Source organism: Streptomyces sp. R-07 (assembly GCF_049913175.1).
Lineage (GTDB): Bacteria > Actinomycetota > Actinomycetes > Streptomycetales > Streptomycetaceae > Streptomyces.
Window position 1 is genome coordinate 6327903 of sequence record NZ_CP183978.1, and the last position, 21919, is coordinate 6349821.

Below are 21919 nucleotides of genomic sequence, written 5' to 3' on the forward strand. Positions count from 1 at the left end.
CTCGACGTGTGACGTGAAGCATTGAAAAGAAAACCGCAGTGTACGTACTCTACGACCGGGCGGGTATGCCGCCCGGGGTGTGGGGACACTAGGGGGATCCATGGACGAGAACCGCCAAGGAGTGACGGCACAGGTCCCCGGTGAGTTCGTTCACCGAGCGGATCCCGCGGACATCTTCCCCACGGGCTGGACGCAGCTGCGGGAGAACCGATTCTCCGTCGCTGCCCGATGGCCTGCCGCACATCCCTTCTTCTCTCCGGTGGCAGGGGACCGGCACGACCCCGTACTGGTGGCCGAGACGATACGCCAGGCCACCATGCTCGTCGCTCATGCCGAACTCGGGGTACCCGTCGACGATCAGTTCGTCATGTGGGACCTCCACTTCACCGCCGACCCCGAGGCCCTCGCCGTCGACGGCCTCCCGTCGGACGTCACCGTCGACATCGCCTTCTCCGGTCTCGACGGCCGTCGAGGCAGGCCCCGGAACCTGCCCACCACCGTGCGCATCACCCGGGGCGGCCGACTGCTCGCCACCGGTGGCGGCCTGGCCGGCTACACCTCGGCACTCGCCTACCGCCGGCTGCGGGGCGAGCGGATGGCCGCACTCGGCCGGCCGGTCCCGCTGATCCAGGGAGTGGCCCCGCACCTGGTCGGCCGGCGGCGGCCGCAGGACGTCGTCCTGGGCCCGGGCGCCTGGGCGGGCCAGTGGCAGCTGCGGATCGACACCGGCCACGCCATCCTCTTCCGGCGCAAGAACGACCACGTGCCGGGGATGACGCTCATCGAGGCCGCCCGGCAGGCCGCGACGATCGCGGTCGGCGGCGGCGCCTTCCTGCCCACCGGCGTGGACATCTCCTTCGAGCGCTACGCCGAACTCGACAGCCCGTGCTGGATAGAGGCCGAGGTCGTGTCCGGCCCCGACCCCTCGACGACCGTCGTCCGGGTCACCGGCCGGCAGGAGGACCAGCCGGTCTTCATGTGTACGCTCACTTCTCCGTCCCCGGAACTGGCGGTGGCCGGAGTCGGCCTCGACAGCCGGCTGGCGAGCTGAACCGGATCGGATCGATGGGCCCTCGCATACTGATCACCGGCGCGACCGGGTTCATCGGCGGCCGGCTGACGGCGACGGCGGTGGCGGAGCTCCTGCCCGTGCGACTGCTCGCCCGCCGCCCCCTCACGCCGCCGGCCGGTGGAGCGGGGGACCGCGGGGGACCGACGGCCGAGACCGTCATCGGCGACCTCCGTGACCCCGGCTCGCTGCGCCGCGCCTGCGAGGGCGTCGACGTACTGATCCACTGCGCCTCGGCGATCGGCGCGGACGAGGACGTGGCCCGCGCCGTCAACGACGAGGGGACCCGGGCCCTGATCGACGCGGCCGTACGCGCAGGGGTGACCCGGATCGTCTCCCTGAGCACCGCCTCCGTCCATGGCCGCGGCCCCTTCCGCGCGGCGGCCCCCGGCACGCTGCCGCTCGCCCCCGGCTCCGCGACCAGCCGCACCAGGGCCGCGGGGGAGCGGCACGTCCTGGACGCGGGCGGAACCGTACTGCGGCCCCACCTCGTGTACGGCACGGGCGACCGGCAGCTGATGCCCGGCATCGTCCAGCTGCTCGCCGCGCTGCCCGGCCCGCTCGACGGGGGTTCCTCGCTGCACTCCCTGATCGACGTGGACACCCTCGCGCGGGCCCTGCTCGGCGCGGCGCTCTCGCCGCGGACGCGGGCGGGCGCCCACTTCGTCAACCACCCGGAGCCGGTTGCAGTGGCGGAACTGCTCGCCTCCGGGGAGGCACTCCTCGCCGCACGGGCGGGCCCGGCCCGCGGACCCGCGGTGGACGTCGCCGAGGCCCGCGCTCTGCTCGCGGACCTCCCCTTCGCGCAGCACCACCTGGCCATGCTCGCCGGCGACCACTGGTTCGAGGACGACCGGCCCTGGCGGGAGTGGGGCTGCGACCCGGGGCCGGGCTTCGCCGCGACGATCGCGGACCACATGCCGTGGTACCGGGGCCTCCTCGGCCACTCCTGACGAAGAACCACTCTGAACAGAAGGAACCCCGCATGCCCGCGCTGGACGGAAAGACCGCGATCGTCACCGGGGCGAGCCGCGGCATCGGCAGAGGAATCGCCGAGCGGCTGGCCAGGGACGGCGCCCTGGTGGCCGTGCACTTCGGCAACAACGAGGCGGCCGCCCAGGAGACGGTGAAGATCATCGAGGAGGCGGGCGGCCGGGCCTTCGCGTTCCGTGCGGAACTCGCGGAGCCCGACGCCGTGGACACGTTCTACGCCGCACTGGAGGCCGGTCTCGCGGAGCAGGGCGCCGGCCCCGGGTTCGACATCCTCGTCAACAACGCGGCGGGGAGCGGCTCGGGGCGGATCCACCAGTTGACCACCGAGGTCTTCGACCGGCTCTTCGCGATCAACGTCAAGGCCCCGCTCTTCATCATCCAACGGGGCCTCGACCGGCTGCGCGACGGTGGGCGGATCGTCAACATCTCCTCGGGGGCGACGAAGAACGCCTTCCCCGACTCCGTCACGTACGCGATGACCAAGGGGGCCGTCGACACGATGACCCTGGCCCTCGCCAAGGAGCTGGGGCCCCGGGGCATCACGGTCAACGCCGTGGCCCCCGGTTACGTGGCGACCGACATGAACGCGCGGCGGCGCACGACGCCGGAGGCGACCGCCGCCCTCGCCGCCTACTCGGTCTTCAACCGGCTCGGGACGCCGGCCGACATCGCGGACGTGGTCGGTTTCCTCGTCTCCGACGACGCGCGCTGGATCACCGGCCAGTACGTGGACGTGTCGGGCGGCAGCGCGCTCTGACGCCCCACCGCCGCCGTCCTCACCCCGGGCGGCGGGCGGCGTCCGGGGCCGGCGCCTCAGCCGACAGGGGCGGGGGCCACGGCGGTCGGCGTGCCCGCCGGTTCGAGCGTGGCGAGCGATTCGGGTCCCGCCACCATCGGCAGCAGAGTGCGCCACAGGCCCGTGACCGTCTTGGGCGAGAGCCATTCGCCGTTGTCCCGGCAGAGGGCCACCAGGCCGATCGTCGCCGCCACGATCGTGCTGGCGAGGTCCTGTCGACGCCCGGTGCCGGCGGCGAGCAGGCCTTCGTCGGCGGCCTCCGCGAGCCGCAGCTGGACGCAGCTCTGCCACTCCTGGCGCAGGTTCAGCTCCGTACGCGCCTCGTCGGCGCAGCTGAGCCGGAAGCCGGCGCGGACGACGATGTCGTCGCGGAGCAGCCGGGCCAGGGCGTGCGAGGTGTCGGCGAGGTTCTGCAGGGCGTTCGACCCTTGCCCGTACACGATCCGGGCGGTCCGGCGCAGGGCGGTGCACGCCTCGCTCTCGACGGCGCCGGCGACCGCCGCCTTGTTCTCGAAGTGGAAGTGGAGCGCGCCGGGGCTCACGCCCGCTCCCGAGCTGATCGCGGACAGCGTGGCCAGGGCGTAGCCGTGCCGGTCGAATTCCCTGGCCGCCGACTTGATCAGCGCGTCGCGGGTCCGTGCGGACCGCTCTTGTTTGGTCACCGATGGCTCCAGTAGCACCACGTGTCGCGGCGGCACCGGCGCATGCCCCGTCGTGCCGTGCCCCCCGACGGCCTTAAACCGACTGCTTGGTATTGTACGAGGTTCGTCTCGGGGCAGGCCCGATGAACCTCTCAGTGGCAGAGGGCGTGTTCCGTCGCGATGTGCCCGGCCGTCGTCAGGGCCTGGTGGTGCGCCGCGGGTGCGTCAGGACCACCACCGCGCCCGCGAGCAGCACCACGTTCTTGACGACGAACTCGCCGACCAGCGTGAGCAGCAGCGGGTTGGAGTGGGCGAAGGCGACCGACGGCGTGAGCACCAGGACCGCGAAGGTGCCGCAGAGGTGGCCGACCAGCACCGGGAGTGCGGCGGCGCGGGCGCGGCCCGACACCAGCCAGACGCCGAGGGCCACCTCGGCCACGCCGAGGGCGGGCACGAACCAGGCCCCGGCGGGGAACGGCAGGACGGCGACGACGAGCGCGGCCGCCGGGCTGAGACCGGCGACCTTGAGCACGCCGAACCAGACGAACACCCCGCCGAGGCCTGCCCGGAGCATGCCCAGGCCGTAGAGGTGCAGCCGTGGCGCGAGCCGGTCGAAGACGCCGGCGGGCGGCGGCGGGACGGGTCCTGGGACGGAGGTCGTGACGGGAGGTGTCAGTTCGGAGGAAACGGTCATGCGCGGGCATCTCCAACACGAGTCGACGCGGGGCCGGACGGGGCCGGACGGGGCGGATCGAGGCCGGACGGGGCGGAGCCGGGCGGTGGACCGCTCGGATCACGCCGAAATCGAGGCCGGAGGGGCGGACGCCGTGGGCTCACGCTAACGACCCCCCGAGGGCCCCCGCGACGCCCATCGCTTCCTTGCATGCCTGCGATGGAAGAAGTCGATCGGCCGTTGCCGGACGCGATCAATTCTCGCCAGCCTGAGAACTGTTCGAGTTTGTGTTTGATCCACGGGCGACCCATGGGCGGCGATCCATGCGTGCTCCGCGGGTGATCCATGGACCCGGACCGAGTCCGTCCGCTCCGGCACCTTGCGAAGGAATCCACGGATGACCCACCGACCCGCCGCCCCCGCCCCCACCACGACCGCCGCGGCCCGCACCCCGCTCACCCGGCGCCGGGTGCTCACCACGTCCGCCGCCGCGGCCGGGGCACTCGCCCTGCCCGGCACCGCGGCCTGGGCCGTCCCCACCAGCTTCGAGGCGGAGACCCGCACCGGCCGCCGCGCCCCCGGCGCCGTCGCCGACCCCAGCGTCGTCATCCGCTGGAACCAGGCCGCCATGGACGCGATCCTCGGCCGCTACCAGGCCGCCGGCAACCGCTTCGGCCCCGCCACCGTGAACGCCCGCGCCCTCGCGATCGTCCACAACGCCATCTACGACGCCTGGGCCTGCTACGACCGCCAGGCCGTCGGCACCCGCTTCGGCGGCTCCCTGCGCCGGCCCCGCGCCGAGCGGACCCTCGACAACAAGAACGAGGCCATCAGCTACGCGGCGCACCTCGCCCTGCTCGACCTGTACCCCGAGTACAAGGTCGCCATCGACTCCATGCTGCGCAGCCTCGGCGGCGACCCCGAGCTCACGGACCCCCGCCCGTACAGCCCCGCCTGGATCGGCCTCCGCACCGCCCGCGCCGTCCTCGAGTACCGGCACGCCGACGGCGCCAACCAGCTCGGCACCCCCGCGTACACCGACACCACCGGCTACCAGCCGCGCAACAGCCCGCAGATCGCCGGGGCCTTCGACCCGTCCACGATCACGGACCCGGCGCACTGGACCCCGCTGATCGTGAACGGCAAGACGCAGCGCTACCTCACCCCGCAGTTCGCGGTGATGCAGCCCTTCGCCCTGAGCCGCCCCGACCAGTTCACGGTCCCCGCCCCGCCCGCGTACCCCTCCGTCCGCATGACGGCCGCCATCGAGGAACTCCTCGCCATCAGCGCCGACCTGACGGACGAGCAGAAGGCGATAGCCGAGTTCTGGCTCAACGACGACGTCACCCCGCCCGGCGCGCAGCAGATGTGGGGACGGTACGTCTCCGCCCGCGACGGCCACGGCGTCGACGAGGACGCCCGGCTCTTCTTCGGCCTCAACATGGCCGAGTGCGACGCCGCCATCGGCTCCTGGGCCGTCAAGGCCCAGTACAACTTCGCGCGTCCCTCGACCCTCGTCCCGTACGACCGGCGCGGGCAGCAGATCCGTGCCTGGGGCGGCCCCGGACAGGGCACCGTCACCATGGACGGCGTGAACTGGCAGGCGTACGTGGCCGTTCCGCCCTTCCCGGCCACCGTCTCCGGACACAGCACCTTCTCCGGCGCCGCCGCCGAGTTCCTCCGCCGCTTCACCGGCTCCGACTCCTTCGGCGACTCGTACCGCTTCAAGGCCGGCGCCTCCACCGTCGAGCCGGGCCTCACCCCGCGCACCGACGTCGTCCTGCACTGGCCCACCTTCAGCGACGCCGCCCACCAGGCCGGCATCTCCCGGGTCTACGGCGGCATGCACTGGAGCTTCGACAACGAGCCCGGCATCGAGATGGGCCACCGCATCGGCAAGGTCGTCCACTGCCAGGCCGAGCGCTACTTCAACGGCTCCCACCGCTGACCCGTCCCCGCCGTCCCGCCGCCCCCGCCCTTCGCACGAGGAGTACACCGTGAGCAACCAGACCCAGACCCCCGCGGGTGCGGCGGCCCCGCCCGCCCGGAGCCGGTGGGCGGGCGGCGCCCCGCCCTTCCCCGGCACCCGGCCCGCCGCCCTCGGCGCCCTCGCCACCGTCGTGTCGCTGCTGATCCTGGTGGCACTCGGCGAGGCCACCGGGTACCTCCTGATGATCGCCCCGCTGGCCGCCACCGCCATGATCATCTGCTCCACCCCCGCCCTGCCCCCGGCCCAGCCCCGCGGTGTCCTCCTCGGCCAGGTCGGCTCCGGGGTCCTCGGCCTCGTCGCCGTCGCCCTCTTCGGCCACTCCCTCTGGGTGGCCGCCGTCGCCGCCGGACTCAGCGTCGGCCTGATGCTGCTGCTGCGGGCCGTCCACGCGCCCGCCGCCGCCACCGCCGTCCTCGCCGTCCTCCAGGACCCCGCGCCCCTGCGCTTCCTCGTCCTGCTCGCCGTCGGCAGCGCACTGCTCGTCCTCGTGGGCCTGCTCGCCTCCCGGCTCGGCGTGATCGGCAAGTACCCGACGTACTGGTGGTGACCCCCGCCCCCCTTCCCGCCCGCACCCTCAACGGAGGCCCCGTGAACCGAGACAGACTGCTCGTCAGCTGCGAGCAGGTCAGGGAACAGCTGCGGAACCCCGCGGCCCGGGACGAGCGCACCGTCCTCGTCGAGATCACCGACGGCGGCAGCGAGCTCGGCCGCGTCCCCGGCTCCGTCCGGCTGGACTGGACCGGCGACCTCCAGGACCCGGTACGCCGGGACCTCATCGGCCCCGAGGCCTTCGCCGCGCTCCTCGGCCGGCACGGAATCACCGCCGAGCACACCGTCGTCCTCCTCAGCGGCAACAACAACTGGTGGGCCGCCGCCGGATACTGGCAGTTCAAGCTGTACGGCCACCGGGAGCTGCGCCTCCTCGACGGCGGCCGGGCCCGCTGGGAGGCGCTCGGCGGCCCCCTCACCCGGGACGTCCCGGAGCGCGAGCCCGTCACCTACCCCGTACCCGCCGTCGACGAGACCGTCCGCGCCCGCCGCGAGGACATGCTCGACCACATCGGCCGCCACCAACTCCTCGACGTGCGCTCCCTGGAGGAGTACCTCGGGCAGAGCAACACCCCGCCCGGCGTCCCCGAGGACCTCGGCGTGCGGTGCGGCCACGCCCTCTCCGCCGAGCACATCCCCTGGCACACCGCCGTCCGCCCCGACGGCACCTTCCGTGACCACGAGGAACTGGCCCGCGCCTACGCGGCCGTCCGCACCGACGCCCCCACCGTCCTGTACTGCCGGGTCGGCTGGCGCTCCGCCCACAGCTGGTTCGTCCTCAGCGAGCTCCTCGGCCTCCCCGACGTCCGCAACTACGACGGCGCCTGGCGCGAGTTCGGCTCCCTCATCGGCGCCCCCATCGTCCACGGACCCCAGCCGTGGGGCCCCGACGGCATCCCGTCCATCGTCGCCCAGCGCGCCCCGGAGGTTCCCGCCCGTGCCTGACGTCACCGTCTTCCGCGACGTGCTCCGCAGCGGCTTCGACCAGACCGACCTGCCCTGGGTGCCGTGGACCGAACCCGGCCGCGTCGGCGTCGAGTACGTCGTGCTCTGGGGCCCCGACCCCGCCCGGGACGAGGACTCCTCCTCCCTCCTGCTGCGCTTCCCGCCCGGGGCGCACGGCGACTTCCACGAACACCTCGGCCACGAGCTGATGCTCGTCCTCGACGGCACCCTCGACCACAGCGACGGGCGCCGCTTCCACCGCGGCGACCTCGTCGTCGAGGAGCCGGGCACCCGGCACCAGATGTCCAGCGCCGAGGGCTGCACCGTCCTCGCCGTCCGCGCCCGCCCCGCCGCCGGCCGCGCCCCGGAGGCCGGCGAGATCACCACGGGCGTCGGCGCGGGCGCCTGACCGACCCGAAGGCACCGAGGCCACCGGGCTCCAGCAATGGCGCCCGGCCGCCCGAACCACCCCGAACACCCCGAGGCCACCGGGCTCCAGCACTGGCGCCCGGCCGCCCGACCCACCCCGAACACCCCGAGGCCACCGGGCCCCTCGCACGGGCCCGGCGGCCTCGCGCTGTACCCGCACCCCGCCCGTAGACACTTCCGGAGAGAGACGCCATGACACCGTCCGCACGGCCGCAGTCCCTGCGCAGTCCCGAGCCCTCCCGCCGGGTCCTGCTCACCACCGGTTCCTCCGACGCCCACACCTGGAACCTCGTCCACCTCCAGCTCTTCCTGGAGGAGCACGGGCACTCCGTGCTCAACCTCGGCCCGTGCGTCCCCGAGCAGCTGCTCGTCGACACCGCCCGGATGACGAGCCCCGACCTCGTCGTCCTCTCCTCCGTCAACGGCCACGGCCACCAGGACGGACTGCGCGCCGCCCGCGCCCTGCGCGCCGACGACCGCACCCGCTCCGTCCCGATGGTCATCGGCGGACTCCTCGGCATCTCCCCGGAGGGCGCCGCCACCCGCACCGCCGAACTCCTCGACGCCGGATACGACGAGGTGTACGGGGACGGCACCCCGCCCACGGCGCTGCTGCGCCGGCTCGCCGGTCTCGGCGGCGCGTGTACCGGGCGGGCCGCGGCGTGACCACCTCCGCCCTGCCCCCGCCCCCGTCCGCGCTCGCCGCCGGTGACCTCGGCGCCTTCGTCCGGGCGTCGGCCGACGCCGGCGAACTGGTCGTCCAGCCCCGCATGGGCATGGCCGGGCCCGAGGAGATGGCCCACGGAGTCGCCGCCGTCGCCGAGCTGCCCGAACGGACCGTCGCCACCCTCACCATCGACAGCTACACCCGCGTCGGCGACCACGCCGCCGCCACCGCCGCCCTCCGCGCCGGACGCCCCCTCAACGGCTTCCCGCTGGTCAGCCACGGCCCGAGGACCGGCGCCCGGGTCGCCGCCGCGGCCGGACGCGGCACCCCCGTCCAGGTCCGGCACGGCTCAGCCGACCCGATGGCCATCTTCCGCACCATGGCCGCCGCCGGGCTCGCCGCCTCCGAGGGCGGCCCCGTCTCGTACTGCCTGCCCTACGGCCGCACCCCGCTCGCCGAATCCGTCGCCGCCTGGCGCGACTCCGTCCAGTTCCTGACGGAGGAGAGCCGCAAGCGCGGCCGCCGCGCCCACCTCGAATCCTTCGGCGGCTGCCTGCTCGGCCAGCTCTGCCCGCCCTCGCTGCTCGTCGCCGTCTCGGTCCTCGAATGCCTCTTCTTCGTGGCCAACGGCGCGACCAGCGTCTCCCTCAGCTACGCCCAGCAGACCCACCCCGCGCAGGACACGGGCGCCCTCACCGCGCTGCGGAGGCTCGCCGACGAGTTCCTGCCGCCGTCGGTCGACCGCCACATCGTGCTCTACACGTACATGGGCGTGTACCCGAAGACCGTGCACGGCGCCCGGCTCCTGCTGCGCCGCAGCGCCGAACTGGCCGTACGCGGCGGGGCGCAGCGCCTCATCGTGAAGACCGAGACCGAGGCGCACCGGATCCCCACCGTCCAGGAGAACCTGACCGCCCTGCGGATCGCCGCCGACGCGGCCCGCGCCGCCCACGGCACCCCCTCCGGCGCGGGGGCCGACGGCGAGGAGACCTACGCCGAGGCCCGCGCGCTCGTCACCACCGTCCTCGCGCTCTCCGACGACCTCGGCGTCGCCCTCCTGAAGGCCTTCGACCGGGGCCTCCTCGACGTGCCGTTCTGCCTGCACCCGGACAACCGCGGCGCCGTCCGGTCCACCGTCGCACCCGACGGGCGCCTGCAGTGGACCGACCTGGGCGCGCTGCCGCTGCTCACCACCCGCAGGAGGACCACTCCGATGACCTCGCGCCAGCTCTCCGGCATGCTCGGCCGTGTCGCCCGCGAACACGACCGGGCCGCCGAGACCCACCCGACCCCCGACCCGGCGCCCCGCGCCGCTCCGCCGCCGACCGGCACGCCGCTGCGCGTCGCGTTCGCCGGCATGGGCCCGCGGGGCCTTTCCGTACTGGAGCGGCTCGCCGCCCGCTGCGCCGAGGAGCCGCCCGCGCGACCCGTGGAGGTGTTCGCGGTCGATCCGTACGAGGCGGGGGCCGGCCGCATCTGGCGCACGGACCAGTCGCCCTGGTTCCTCATGAACACCCCGGCCCAGGAGGTCACCATGTTCTCCGGGCCCGCCGACGACGGACCGCACCGGCCCGGCGCGGGGCCCACCCTCGGCGAGTGGTGGGCGCAGCACGACCCGGCCGCCGCCGATCCCGAGGGATACGCGCCGCGCGCCGTCTACGGCCGGTACCTGACGTACGTCATGGCCCGCATCGAGGAGACCCTGCCGCCCTCCCTCACCGTCCACCGCGTCCCGGCCCGGGTGATCTGCGCCGACCGCCCGCGGGACGGCGACCGGCCCGACGGCACGGCGGGCGCGGAGAGCGGCGCGCACCGGCTGCGGCTCGACCGGGGCGACGTCCTCACCGTCGACCGGCTCGTCCTCGCCACCGGACACCCCCTCACCGAACTCGACGCCGAGCAGCGCGCCTGGCAGCGGTTCGCCCGCGAGCACAGCACCCCCGCCCGGCCCGTCCGGTACGTGGCAGGCGGCTCCGCGAGCGAGATGCCGCTCGCCGAGATCCCGGCGGGCGCGAGCGTCGGCATCCTCGGCATGGGGCTCACCTTCTACGACATCCTCACCGAGCTCACCCTCGGGCGCGGCGGCACCTTCACCCACGGCGAGGAGGGACTCCTCTACCTGCCCAGCGGCAAGGAGCCCAGGATCCTGGCCGGTTCGCGCGGGGGAGTGCCGCTGCTCACCCGGGGCGCCAACCAGAAGGGACCCGAACACCGCTACCAGGCCCGGCTCTTCACCCCCGAGCGGATGGCCGCGCTCAGGGCGGCCGAGGCGCCGCTCGACTTCGAGCGGACCGTCCTTCCCTGGCTGCTGGCCGAGGTGAACCTGGTGCTCCTCGCCACCCGGATCCGGCAGTTCCACGGCCCGGCGGCGGCCGAGGAGTTCACCGAGCGCGGTGTGGCGCTCCTCGCCGACCTCGCCGATCCGCGCCCCCGGCTCCTGGAGCGGCTCGCCGCCGGCTACGGCTACCGGGTCGACCCGCGGCCGCTCACCGGACTCGACGCGCTCGCCCGCCCGTTCGCCGGCCGGCGCTTCGGCTCCTCCGCCGAGTACCACAAGGTGCTCACCGAGTGGCTCCGCGCCGACCTGGCGGAGGCCCGCCGGGGGAACGCCGACGGCCCCCTCAAGGCCGCCGCCGACGTGCTGCGGGACGTCCGGCAGACGATCCGTACCGTGGTCGACTTCGGCGGGCTCACCCCCGACTCGCACCGCTGGTTCCTCGCCGAGTTCGGCCCCGTCGCCGCGATGGTCTCCACCGGGCCGCCGCAGCTGCGCTCGGAGCAGTTCCTCGCCCTGCTCGCCGCCGGGGTCCTCGAACCGGTCGGACCCGGCGCCCGGTTCGAGGCCGACCCCGTCGAGGGCCGGTTCGCGGTGGAGTCCGCGCAGGTCGAGAACTCCTGGGTGGCCCTCGACGTCGTCGTCGACGCCCGGGTGCCGGGCACCGACCTGGCGGCGGACCGCGATCCGCTGATCCGGGGCCTGATGGTCGACGGCGAGATCCGTACCTTCACCAACGCGGCGGAGGGAGCGGGGGAGTTCGCCACCGGCGGCCTCGACTGCACCGACTCCCCCTTCCACCCGGTACGGGCGGACGGATCGGTGGACACCAGCACGCACGTCATCGGCATCCCCAGTGAACACACCCGCTGGTTCACCCAGGTCGGCAGCGGCCGACCGGGCCCCTGGGGTTCCTTCACCCGCGACGCGGACGCGATCGCGGCGGCCCTCCTGGGAGGCGATGCCGCGTGAGCGCCGTCCGTACGGCCGCCCACGAGGAGTACCGGGCCGCCCGTGATCTGCTCCTCCGGCTGCGGGGCGAGCACGAGGCGGCCCGCGCCGCCTTCCGGTGGCCGCGCGCCGAGCACTTCAACTGGGCCCTCGACTGGTTCGACGTCATCGCCGAGGGCAACGACCGGCCGGCCCTGGAACTCCTCGGCCACCCGGACCCGGACGGCGCCGTTCCCGTCGTCGACCGGGTCTCCTTCGCCGAACTCTCCGCGCGCTCCGGCGCGTTGGCGAACGCCCTGCGGGAGCGGGGGGTCGCCCGGGGCGACCGCGTCCTCGTGCTGCTCGGCACCAGGACCGAACTGTGGGAGACCCTGCTCGGCTGCGTGAAGCTCGGAGCCGTCGTCGTGCCCGCCTACCAGGACCTCACCCGGGACGAGGCGGCCGACCGGATCACCCGGGGCCGCATCCGGCACGTGGTCTGCGCACCCGAACTCGTGCCGCTGCTCCACGAGTTGCCGGTCAAGGGCCTCCGCATGGCACCCGGCGCCCACCGGGCCGGCTGGTCCCCGTACCCCGACACGCGCGGCCCCGGCCGGCGGCCCTTCGTGCCGGACGGGCCCACCCGGGCCGCCGACCCGTCCTTCTGCTACTTCACCTCAGGGACGACCTCCCTGCCGAAACTCGTCGAGCACAGCCACGCCGGGTACGGCGTCGGCCACCTCTCCAGCCTGTACTGGAGCGGGCTGCGCCCCGGCGACCGGCACCTCAACCTCTCCGCGCCCGGCTGGGCCAAGCACTCCTGGTCCAGCTTCTTCGTCCCGTGGGCGGCGGAGGCGACCGTCCTCGCACCCCCGGACGGCGGCCTCCCGCCGGCCGTACTGCCCCGCGTGCTCGCCGAGCACCGCGTCACCAGCTTCTGCGCGCCGCCCAGCGCCTGGCGGTCGATGCTCCCGCACGTCACCGGGGGAGCGGGCGCCCCCCGGCTGCGCGAGGCCACGGCGGCGGGTGAGCCCCTGACCGCCGAGACGGTGGAGCGCGTCGATGCCGCCTGGGGGGTACGGGTACGCGACGGGTACGGCCAGACCGAGGCCACGGCCCTCATCGGCCGCGCCCCCGGCGGCCCCGAACCGCTCACCCCGCTCGGGCACCCGCTCCCCGGCTACCGGATCGTGCTGCGCGACCCGGAGACGGGGGAGCCGGGCGAGGCCGGTGAGGTGTGCGTGGACCTGACGGACCGTCCGCCGGGCCTCATGCGCGGGTACGCCGACCTGCCCGGGCGCACGGCGGAGGCCTTCGCCGGCGGCCTGTACCGCACGGGCGACCGGGGCGAGCGGTGCGCGGACGGCTCCATCCGGCTGCTCGGCCGGATGGACGAGGTCTTCAAGTCCCACGGCCACCGGGTGTCCCCGCCGGAGATCGAGGCGGTCCTGCGCACCCACCCGGAGGTCGCCGACGCGGCGGTGATCCCCTGCCCGGACCCGGCGGGCGGTCTGGCGCCGTACGCGGTGGTGGAACTGCACGAGCCGGGAGCCGAGCGGTCGGGCGACCGGCGCGAGCGGATCGACGCCGAGCGGTCGGGCGACCGGCGCGTACGGATCGACGCCGGGCCGTCGGGTGACCGGCGCGAACGGATCCGCGCCGAGCTCCTCGCCCTGGCCGCCGAACGGCTCGCGCCCGTCTTCGTCCCGCGCGGCGTCGACGTCGTCCCCCGCCTGCCCCGCACCCGCTCGGGCAAGGTGCGGCGCGGCGAACTGCGCCCGCGTTCCGTCAGGCCCTGACGGAACGCATGCCCACGACGCGGTGGCACGAGGGTCCGAACTCCGCCGGCCAGGCGCTACGTCCTGACCGGTTCCCGGTCCGCCGTGCGCAGAAGGACCTCCGCCACGCCCCTGGCCCGTACCGCCGCCTCCGTCGTGCCCTCGCGCACGGCGGTGACGATCGCGCCGTCGCCGAGCAGGGCGAGCTGGCGGGCCAGGGCCTCGTGGTCGCGGTAGCCGCCCTCGGTCAGCAGCCGGTCGAGGACCGCGATGACCCTCTCCTTGTGCTCGGCGGCCACCTGGTGGGCCGGGCTGTCGGGGTCCGCCGTCTCGACCATCGTGTTGATGAAGGCGCAGCCGCGGAACTCGGCCGCGCCGAACCGCTCCGCGAGTCCGTCGAAGAGGGCGAGCGGCAGTTCCTCGGGGGAGCGTCCGCTGGCGGCGATGCGCCCGTCGAGCCAGGCGCGCCACATGCCGTCGCGCCGGCGCAGCACCTCGACGACGACGTCGTCCTTGCTGGGGAAGTGGCGGTAGAAGGAGGCGCGGCCGACTCCGGACTCGGACAGGATCCGCTCGATCCCGACGGCCCGGATCCCCTCTTCGTAGAACAGACGCTCCGCCGCGCTGAGGAGCCGTTCTTTCGCGTTCGTGGCCATACCAGACGGTACCACTCGGTGCCGTATCAGGGATTCCGATGTGAACGGCGGAGTGGTGGACTCCCGTTGCGCAAGACGGAACCGATCGGTACCGTCTGGATGGTACCGACCAGTTCCGTTCTGCTCCGGCTCAAGGAGAGCTCCATGCCCCGCCTGCCCCAACTGACCGTCGAGACCGCCAACGAGGAGCAGCGCGAGCTGCTCGAAGGCACCCTCAAGCAGCTCGGCAAGCTGCCCAACCTGTACGCCTCCCTCGCCAACGGGCCCGCCGCGCTCCGTGGTTACCTCGCCATGCGCGAGGCCCTCGTCGGCGGCAGCTTCAGCGCCCGGCAGCGCGAGCAGCTCGCGCTCTACATCGCGCAGCGCAACGACTGCACGTACTGCGTCTCCGCGCACACCCTGCGCGGCGGCAAGGTCGGCCTGAGCGAGCAGGAACTGCTCGACACGCGCCGCGGCGGCGACGCCGGCGACCCGCACATGGACCAGGTGCTCCGGTTCACCGGCACCGTCATGGCGACCGCCGGCCGCGTCACCGACGAGGCCCTCGCCGACGCCCGCGCCGCCGGGGTGACCGACGCCGAGATCGCGGAGGTCGTCGGCCACGTCGCGCTCAACGTGCTGTCGAACTTCTTCAATCACGTTGCGCAGCCGGACTTGGACTTTCCGTTGGTCCCGGCCCAGCTCGCCGAGTAGAGTCTTCGCGCCGAGCAGGGGTGCCGGGCGCGACGTGGCGTCCGGCACCCCTGCGGCTGTTTGACCGACTGGGGCGATCGAAGCGGGTGGCGGACCAACCACCTGGTGCGAGGAATCTGCCGCCCGCGCGCGGCAGGGGGGAATCACGTGGACATCGACGCAAGAACCCTTCGGACCTTCCGCGAGGTGACCCTCACCGGGTCGTTCACCCAGGCGGCGCGCCGTCTCGGATACTCACAGTCCAGCGTCACGGCACAGATGCGTGCCCTGGAGAGGCAGGTGGGCGAACCCGTCTTCGAGCGGCTCCCCAGCGGCGTCCGGCTCACCCACGCCGGAACCGTCCTGCGTGACTACGCGCGCCAGATCCTCACCCTCGTCGGCGAGATGGAGACCGCCCTGCGCCGGCCCGCGGCCAACCCGCCGCGCCTGACCGTGGGCATCGTCCCCGCCCTGGCGTACGGGCAGCAGCTCGCCCGGGTCACCCACGTCGGGCGGCGGCTCCTCTCCGGCGTCCAGCTCGCCCTGCGCATCATGGGAACGGCCGAGGTCCACGACGCCTTCCGGGCCGGCACGATCGACGGCGCCCTCGTCCTCACCGTCGTCGACGACCCGGCCGACCTGCTGGCCGACCCGTCCTACCCCGACCGCTCCGACGAGCTGACCGAAGTACGGCTCCAGGAAGTGGAGTTCGCGCCCGTCACCGGCGTCGCCCGGCGGCCCGGCGGCCACGGCCGGCAGGTCGTCATCGCCGACCCCGACTGTCCCTCCCAGCGCTGGCTCCCCGAGTTCCTCCGGCTCCGCTGCGACAGCCCGCCCGAGATCCACGAGCTCGGCTCCATGGCGGGCGTCCGCGCCGCCACCCAGTCGGGCCTCGGCTGCGCCATGCTCCCCATGGCCCTCGTCGCCGAACACGAGGAGACCGGTGCTCTGCGCCCCCTCCCCGGCGTGCCCCGGATGCGCTGGAACGCCTCCCTCGTCCTCGCCCGCCACGACACCCGGCCCGCCATCGACCGCCAGAACCTGACGGAGACGCTCCGGCAGGCCACCGCCCTCGGCGCCGCGAGTGCGGTCGGCGTCCTCGAGGACGAGACGCCCGCCCTCGACCCGGACCCGAGCATCGTGTCCTGACCGGCCGCCCCAGACCGGTGCCACGGCGCACCGCCGCCTCCCCCCGGGCCCACCCCCGACCGGGTCAGAACGGGAGCGACGGCGCGCCGTGGCACCAACCCTTCCCCCGCCCGCGTCCTCAGTGTTCGGGCAGCCCCAGCGCGACCCGGCCCGTGGCCCGCCCGTGCTCGTCCAGGAGCCAGCTCATGCGCTTGGGGGAGTGCAGGGCCACCGTACGGTCGCGCACCTCAAGGGCCGGGAAGCGCTCCGCGAGCAGCGCCTCGAAGGGGTCCACCGCGCCGAGCCCGTGCAGCCAGACCAGGACGAGCAGGTTGTACGGGCCGCTCACCGACACGCACATGCGCACCTGTTCGTGCCGGGCCAGCGCGTTGCCGGTCTGCTCCAGCAGGGCGTGCGGCACCGACGTCCGGTAGATCACCATCGTGGAGAGCCCCGCCAGCGGGTGCGCCAGATCGCAGCGCAGCGTGATGTCCCCGTCCCGGATCAGCCGCTGGAGCCGGCGCCGCGCCGTGTGCTCGCTCATGCCCGTGAGAGCGCCCAGCTCCCCGTACCCGAGCCGCCCGTCGGCACCCAGCGCGGTCACCAGCGCCTGGTCCTCGGGCGAGGGCCGCGCGTGGAGATGCGTGCTGTACGTCCGGGCCCGGGCGGCGCTGCCCGGTTCGCTGAGCCCGGCCCGCTCGGCCGGGTTCATCGCCCGCATCCGCCAGTCCCGCCCCTCCCCGTACAGGGTCATGCCCAGCCGGGTCCGGGTGGAGCGGACGCCGCGCAGTCCGCCGATCCCGGTGTGCACCGCGCGGCCCAGGGACGGCAGGTCCGGGGCGGCGACGGAGAGGAACAGGTCGAAGTCCCCGGCCGTCTCGTCGACGCTGAACACCCACGGCATCGCCGTGACCGCCGCGCTCACCCGGTCGAAGGCGCGCGGCCGGCACCGCACCTCCACATAGGCGACCGTGGCCGTCTTCGCCGCGTCGTACGCGGTGACCCAGGCGAGCCCCTCGGCGCGGAGCCGTTCGAACCGCCGGGCGGCCGTCGTCGGGTTCACCCCGAGCGCCCGCCCGATCCGCGTCCAGGGCGCCCGGGGCGCGGCCTGGAGGGCGTCGATCAGCGCCAGATCCAGCTCGGAGAAGGCCGCGGTGGACCCTCCGGTGCGGGAATCCGGCGTAATGGCCCTTCCGAAGATGCTTTCCGGCAATCCCGGAGGGTTCTCGCTCACGGACCGGATCGTAGGGGCACTTCCGGCCGGACCACCAGTTCCGGCCACCCGTGAGAGGAGTACCGTGCCTGCTCCGACCCATCCCGCGTCCCCGGCGGCGCCGCCCGCGCACCGCAGAACCGTCCGGCTCACGGTCGTCCTGCTCTTCGCGGCCTGGCTGGTCGACTACGCCGACCGGCTCGTGATCAACCTCGTCCTGCCGTCCATCGGCGCCGAGTTCGACATCGACCGCACGCGGCAGGGCCTCGTCGTCTCCGCCTTCTTCCTCGCCTACGCCCTCTGCCAGATCCCCGGCGGCCTGCTCGCCGACCGGTTCGGCGGCCGGCGGGTGACCCTCTGGGCGCTCCTCTCCTGGTCGGTCTTCACCGCCCTCACCGGCTTCGCCTGGTCCTTCGCGGTCCTCCTCGCCCTGCGCTTCGCCTTCGGCGCGGCCGAGGGCGTCTTCCCGCCCGCCTCCATGAAGGTCCTGTTCGAACGCACCCGGCTCGAGGAACGCAGCAGCGCCAACGGCACGGTGATGAGCTCCAACGCCCTCGCCGCCGTCATCACGCCCCTCGCCGTCGCCCCGCTCGTCGCCGCCTTCGGCTGGCGCTCGGCCTTCTGGTCCACCGCCGCCCTCGGCGTCCTCGTCCTCCTCGCGGTACGGCTCTGGCTCCCGGCCCCGCTGCCCCGTACGGACGACGCCGAGGCCCCTCGCCCGGAGCTGCGCGCCGTCCTGCGCAAGGGCGTCCTGTGGCGCTTCGCCCTCATGATGTTCGGCTACAACACCATCATCTGGGGCCTCAACACCTGGGTCCCCTCGTACCTCAGCGAGGAGCACGGCGTCTCCCTCACCTCCGCCGGCGCCCTCCTCGCCGTTCCCGCGCTCGGCGCCGCCGTCGCCACCGTCCTCGGCGGGCGGATCTCCGACCGCCTCGGCGGCCGGCACCGCGTGATCATCGTCCCCGGCATGGCCGTCGCCGCCGTAGCCCTGCTCCTCATGGCGAACACGCCCTCCCTCACCGGCTTCGTCGTCTTCGGCACCGTCGCCGTCTTCTCCGCCTCCCTCGCCTACATGCCGATCTTCGCCGTCCCCCTCGCCGGGCTCACCCCCGCGTACGTGGGCGTCGGCAGCGCCGTCATCATCCTGGGCGGCCAGGTCGCCGGCATGGTCGCGCCGCCCGTCATGGGCGCGCTCGCCGACGCCTTCTCCTTCCGGGTCGCCTTCGGCTTCCTCGTCCTCGGCGCGCTGATCGCCGCCGTCATGGCCTGCCTGACCCCGCAGGACGCCGACGCCTTCCGCGCCGCCGCCGACCGCGCGCCCCGCCCCTCCCGCACCGCAAAGGAACCCGCCGCATGACCACCGCCGCCACCCCGCCGGCCACCGGATCCACACCGCGGGCCTCCGCCGCCACCCCGCCGGCCGCCGGATCCACCCCGCGGGCCTCCGCCGCCATCCCGCCGGCCGCCGGATCCACCCCGCGGGCCTCCGCCGCCATCCCGCCGGCCGCCGGATCCACGCCGCGGGCCTCCGCCGCCTCCGTCACCCCGCTCCTCGCCGGACTCGATGCCCGCCTGCCCGGACTGCGCGCCCTCTACGAGGACCTGCACGCCCACCCCGAGCTGTCGTTCCAGGAGTTCCGCACCGCGGGTGTCGTCGCCGAGCGGCTGCGCGCCCAGGGCTGGGAGGTCACCGAGGGCGTCGGCCGCACCGGCGTCGTCGGCGTCCTCGCCAACGGCCCCGGCCCCGTCGTGCTGCTCCGCGCCGACATGGACGCCCTCCCCGTCAAGGAGGAGACCGGACTGCCGTACGCCTCCACCGCGACCGGCACCGACCCCGACGGCCACGACGTGCCCGTCATGCACGCCTGCGGGCACGACATGCACGTCACCTGCCTGCTCGGCGCCACCGGGCAGCTCGCCGCCCACCGGGGCGCCTGGCACGGCACCGTCGTCGCCGTCTTCCAGCCCGCCGAGGAGGTCGGCGGCGCGCCCGCCATGATCGAGGACGGCTTCCTCGACCGCTTCCCGCGCGCCGAGGTCTGCCTCGCCCAGCACGTCGCCCCGGCCCCCGTCGGCTTCCTCGGCACCCGACCGGGACCGGTGATGGCCGCGTCCGACAGCCTCCGGGTGACCCTCTTCGGACGCGGCGGGCACGGCTCCACGCCCGAGACGGCCGTGGACCCCGTGGTGATGGCCGCCGCGGTCGTCATGCGGCTGCAGACCGTCGTCTCCCGGGAGATCGGCGCCTCGCAGACGGCGGTCGTGACCGTCGGCTCGCTGCACGCCGGGACGAAGGAGAACATCATCCCGGACACCGCCGAGCTCAAGGTCAACATCCGCTCGACCACCCCGGCGGTCCGCGACCGGGTCCTCGCCGCCGTCGAGCGGATCGTCCGCGCGGAGGCCGCCGCCTCGGGCGCCCCCAAGGAGCCCGAGATCGCCCCCATCAACTCCTTCCCGGTCACCGTGAACGAGCCGGAGGCGACGGCCGTCGTGCAGGCCGCGCTCGCCGAAGCCCTCGGCGAGGGGCGGGTCTTCACGCTCCAGCAGGCCGTCACCGGCAGCGAGGACTTCGGCGTCTTCGGGACCGCGCTCGGCGTCCCGTCCGTCTTCTGGCACTTCGGCGGCGGCGACCCCGCCCTGTACGCGGGCATCGACCCCGACTCCCTCCTGGAGAACGGCCTCCCCGACACCGTCCCCGCCAACCACTCCCCGCACTTCGCCCCCGTACCCGGCCCGACGATCCCCCTCGGCGTGACCGCCCTCCTCGCGGCCGCCGCCCCGTGGCTGACGGCTGCCGGCCCGTCCACGGTGGCCGCCGCCCCGGCGCCGACGAAGGAGACCCCCGGTGCCTGACACCCCGCCCGAGCTCGTGTTCACCGGCGGCCCCGTCCTCACCATGGACCCGGCCCGCCCCCGCGCCGAGGCCCTCGCGGTCCGCGCCGGACGCATCACCGCCGTCGGCTCGCGCGACGAGGTCCTGCGCCTGCGGGGCCGTACCACCGAGGTCGTCGACCTGGCCGGGCGCGCCCTGCTGCCCGGCTTCGTCGAGGCCCACGGCCACCCCGTCATGCTCGCCCTCGCCGTCGCCCCGCCCGCCGTCGACGTCCGGCCCTTCACCGTCCCCACCGGCGCGCTGGCCATGGACCGGATCCGCGCCGCCGTGGCCGCCGCCGCGCCCGGCGAACCCGTCTGCGCCTACGGCGTCGACCCGCTGCTCCAGCGCGACCTGACCCCGCCGACCCGGGCCTCGCTCGACGCGCTCCGACCCGACGCGCCCCTCGTCGTCGTCGCGAACAGCGGCCACGCCGCCTGGGCCAACTCGGCCGCCCTGCGCGCCGCCGGCATCACCCGGGACACCCCCGACCCGGCGGGCGCCCGGTTCCTGCGCGACGCGAGCGGCGAACCCACCGGCGAGGCGCACGAAGGCGCGGCCGTCGAAGCCCTCCTCTGGGTGGTCGCCGGGGACCGGCTCAAGCCCGACCGGCTGGCCGCCGCCCTCGACTGGTCGTACGCGGAGCACGCCCGGGTCGGCATCACCACCGTCGCCGACCTCGCCACGGAACCGCGCTTCCTGCCCGCGCTGCACGCCGCGGCACGGCGCCCCGGCGCCGCCGTCCGCGTCCGCTCGTACCTCATCGGCACCCCCGAACTCGCCGCCGACCCCGGCCGCCGCTTCGCCGGACACGCCCCCGCCGAGGAGCTGTTCGGCGTCTCCGGCATGAAGCTGTGGGCCGACGGCACGGCCTGGGAGGGCACGGTCGCGACCAGCTTCCCCTATCTGGACAGCCCCGCCACCCGGGCGATGGGGCCGGGCCGCTGCGACCACGCCCCCATGAACTACACCCCCGACCACCTCGCGGAACTCGCCACGGCGTTCACCGCCCAGGGCTATCCGGTGGCCTGCCACGTCCACGGCGACGTCACCTTCGACGCCGTCCTCGCCGCCTACACCCGCGCGGCCGCCGCCGACCCCGAGGCCTTCCGCGCCCTGCGTCCCCGCATGGAGCACTGCGGGGCGGTCACCCCCGCCCAGTACCGCGCGGCCGCCGGACTCGGCGCCACCGTCAGCCTGTTCATGGACCACCTGCGCTGGTGGGGGGACGTCCTCGCGGACGACCTCTTCGGCCCCGAGGTCGCCGACCGCTGGATGGCCGTCCGCTCCGCCTGGGACGCGGGCCACCGCGTCTCGCTCCACAACGACGGCATGTGCTCCCCGACCGACCCGCTCGCCTCGGTCGCGACCGCCCTCACCCGCCGCACCCCGGCCAGCGGCCGGATCCACGGCACCGCGGAACGCCTCACCCTCGACGAGGCGCTCCTCGCCGTCACCGCGCACCCGGCCTGGCAGCTCCACCTCGACGGGGAGACCGGCTCGCTGCGCCCGGGCCTGCGCGCCGACCTCACGGTCCTCGCCCGCGACCCGTACACCGTCCCGGCCGCACAGCTCCCGGAGGAGGCGCGGGTCACGGCGACGTACCTGGGCGGCCGGCCCACCTGGGGCGGCTGACG

General features: G+C 74.7%; 19 protein-coding genes. 15 read left to right on the forward strand and 4 right to left on the reverse strand.

Annotated features, from left to right (window positions below; genetic code table 11):
• The first annotated feature begins 100 nt into the window (after positions 1-100).
• Genes ACN9M0_RS29035 through ACN9M0_RS29045 form a run of 3 tightly spaced genes read left to right on the forward strand, consistent with a single transcriptional unit; the run spans position 101 to position 2819 of the window.
• A complete protein-coding gene (locus ACN9M0_RS29035; RefSeq protein WP_366039378.1) occupies positions 101-1051 on the forward strand; it encodes a ScbA/BarX family gamma-butyrolactone biosynthesis protein in 951 nt (316 codons plus the stop codon).
• A 14-nt stretch (positions 1052-1065) separates the two neighbouring features.
• Positions 1066-2022, forward strand: coding sequence for an NAD-dependent epimerase/dehydratase family protein (locus ACN9M0_RS29040; RefSeq protein ID WP_426404446.1), 957 nt, complete (start codon positions 1066-1068; stop codon positions 2020-2022).
• Between the two features lie 32 nt (positions 2023-2054).
• Complete coding sequence (locus tag ACN9M0_RS29045) at positions 2055-2819, forward strand: SDR family oxidoreductase (RefSeq protein WP_366039381.1); 765 nt, start codon at positions 2055-2057, stop codon at positions 2817-2819.
• Positions 2820-2875: 56 nt separating this feature from the next.
• Here ACN9M0_RS29045 and ACN9M0_RS29050 read toward each other — a convergent pair whose 3' ends face one another.
• Together ACN9M0_RS29050 and ACN9M0_RS29055 are read right to left on the reverse strand one after the other, a co-directional pair.
• Positions 2876-3520, reverse strand: coding sequence for a ScbR family autoregulator-binding transcription factor (locus ACN9M0_RS29050; RefSeq protein ID WP_366039383.1), 645 nt, complete (start codon positions 3518-3520; stop codon positions 2876-2878).
• A 175-nt stretch (positions 3521-3695) separates the two neighbouring features.
• A complete protein-coding gene (locus ACN9M0_RS29055; protein WP_426404447.1) occupies positions 3696-4193 on the reverse strand; it encodes a hypothetical protein in 498 nt (165 codons plus the stop codon).
• 376 nt (positions 4194-4569) lie between these two features.
• On the opposite strand from ACN9M0_RS29055, the gene ACN9M0_RS29060 reads away from it, so the two are divergent.
• From ACN9M0_RS29060 to ACN9M0_RS29090, 7 genes are all read left to right on the forward strand, one after another.
• Positions 4570-6120: a vanadium-dependent haloperoxidase gene (locus ACN9M0_RS29060; RefSeq protein WP_399700321.1), complete on the forward strand. Its 1551-nt coding sequence runs from the start codon at positions 4570-4572 to the stop codon at positions 6118-6120.
• Between the two features lie 49 nt (positions 6121-6169).
• On the forward strand, positions 6170-6709 hold the full coding sequence (locus ACN9M0_RS29065) for an HPP family protein (protein ID WP_399700319.1): 540 nt from the start codon (positions 6170-6172) through the stop codon (positions 6707-6709).
• Between the two features lie 41 nt (positions 6710-6750).
• Positions 6751-7656 (forward strand): sulfurtransferase, encoded by a 906-nt coding sequence (locus tag ACN9M0_RS29070; protein WP_366039387.1) that lies wholly within the window; start codon positions 6751-6753, stop codon positions 7654-7656.
• The gene (locus ACN9M0_RS29075) at positions 7649-8065 is read left to right on the forward strand and encodes a cupin domain-containing protein (RefSeq protein WP_366039388.1); all 417 of its coding nucleotides are present in this window, start codon (positions 7649-7651) and stop codon (positions 8063-8065) included. The genes ACN9M0_RS29070 and ACN9M0_RS29075 overlap by 8 nt, the downstream gene beginning before the upstream one ends.
• 212 nt (positions 8066-8277) lie before the next feature.
• Complete coding sequence (locus tag ACN9M0_RS29080; protein WP_366039389.1) at positions 8278-8751, forward strand: cobalamin B12-binding domain-containing protein; 474 nt, start codon at positions 8278-8280, stop codon at positions 8749-8751.
• A complete protein-coding gene (locus tag ACN9M0_RS29085; protein ID WP_366039390.1) occupies positions 8748-11999 on the forward strand; it encodes an FAD/NAD(P)-binding protein in 3252 nt (1083 codons plus the stop codon). The genes ACN9M0_RS29080 and ACN9M0_RS29085 overlap by 4 nt, the downstream gene beginning before the upstream one ends.
• Positions 11996-13756 carry an acyl-CoA synthetase gene (locus ACN9M0_RS29090; protein ID WP_426404448.1) on the forward strand — a complete coding sequence of 587 codons (1761 nt, stop codon included), beginning with the start codon at positions 11996-11998 and terminating at the stop codon, positions 13754-13756. The genes ACN9M0_RS29085 and ACN9M0_RS29090 overlap by 4 nt, the downstream gene beginning before the upstream one ends.
• A gap of 56 nt (positions 13757-13812) precedes the next feature.
• Here ACN9M0_RS29090 and ACN9M0_RS29095 read toward each other — a convergent pair whose 3' ends face one another.
• The gene (locus tag ACN9M0_RS29095; protein ID WP_366039392.1) at positions 13813-14391 is read right to left on the reverse strand and encodes a TetR/AcrR family transcriptional regulator; all 579 of its coding nucleotides are present in this window, start codon (positions 14389-14391) and stop codon (positions 13813-13815) included.
• Positions 14392-14535: 144 nt separating this feature from the next.
• Here ACN9M0_RS29095 and ACN9M0_RS29100 point away from each other — a divergent pair, with 144 nt between their 5' ends.
• Positions 14536-15084, forward strand: coding sequence for a carboxymuconolactone decarboxylase family protein (locus tag ACN9M0_RS29100; protein WP_366039393.1), 549 nt, complete (start codon positions 14536-14538; stop codon positions 15082-15084).
• A gap of 147 nt (positions 15085-15231) precedes the next feature.
• Positions 15232-16212 (forward strand): LysR family transcriptional regulator, encoded by a 981-nt coding sequence (locus tag ACN9M0_RS29105; RefSeq protein WP_366039394.1) that lies wholly within the window; start codon positions 15232-15234, stop codon positions 16210-16212.
• Between the two features lie 118 nt (positions 16213-16330).
• Here ACN9M0_RS29105 and ACN9M0_RS29110 read toward each other — a convergent pair whose 3' ends face one another.
• Positions 16331-17425: an Lrp/AsnC family transcriptional regulator gene (locus ACN9M0_RS29110; RefSeq protein ID WP_426404449.1), complete on the reverse strand. Its 1095-nt coding sequence runs from the start codon at positions 17423-17425 to the stop codon at positions 16331-16333.
• A gap of 64 nt (positions 17426-17489) precedes the next feature.
• Between ACN9M0_RS29110 and ACN9M0_RS29115 the strand changes: the two genes are divergently transcribed.
• The 3 genes from ACN9M0_RS29115 to ACN9M0_RS29125 are packed head-to-tail and all read left to right on the forward strand — an operon-like array spanning position 17490 to position 21917.
• Positions 17490-18764 (forward strand): MFS transporter, encoded by a 1275-nt coding sequence (locus tag ACN9M0_RS29115; RefSeq protein ID WP_426404450.1) that lies wholly within the window; start codon positions 17490-17492, stop codon positions 18762-18764.
• Positions 18761-20263, forward strand: coding sequence for an amidohydrolase (locus ACN9M0_RS29120; RefSeq protein WP_426404451.1), 1503 nt, complete (start codon positions 18761-18763; stop codon positions 20261-20263). The genes ACN9M0_RS29115 and ACN9M0_RS29120 overlap by 4 nt, the downstream gene beginning before the upstream one ends.
• Positions 20256-21917 carry an amidohydrolase gene (locus tag ACN9M0_RS29125; protein WP_426404452.1) on the forward strand — a complete coding sequence of 554 codons (1662 nt, stop codon included), beginning with the start codon at positions 20256-20258 and terminating at the stop codon, positions 21915-21917. The genes ACN9M0_RS29120 and ACN9M0_RS29125 overlap by 8 nt, the downstream gene beginning before the upstream one ends.
• Positions 21918-21919 lie beyond the last annotated feature (2 nt).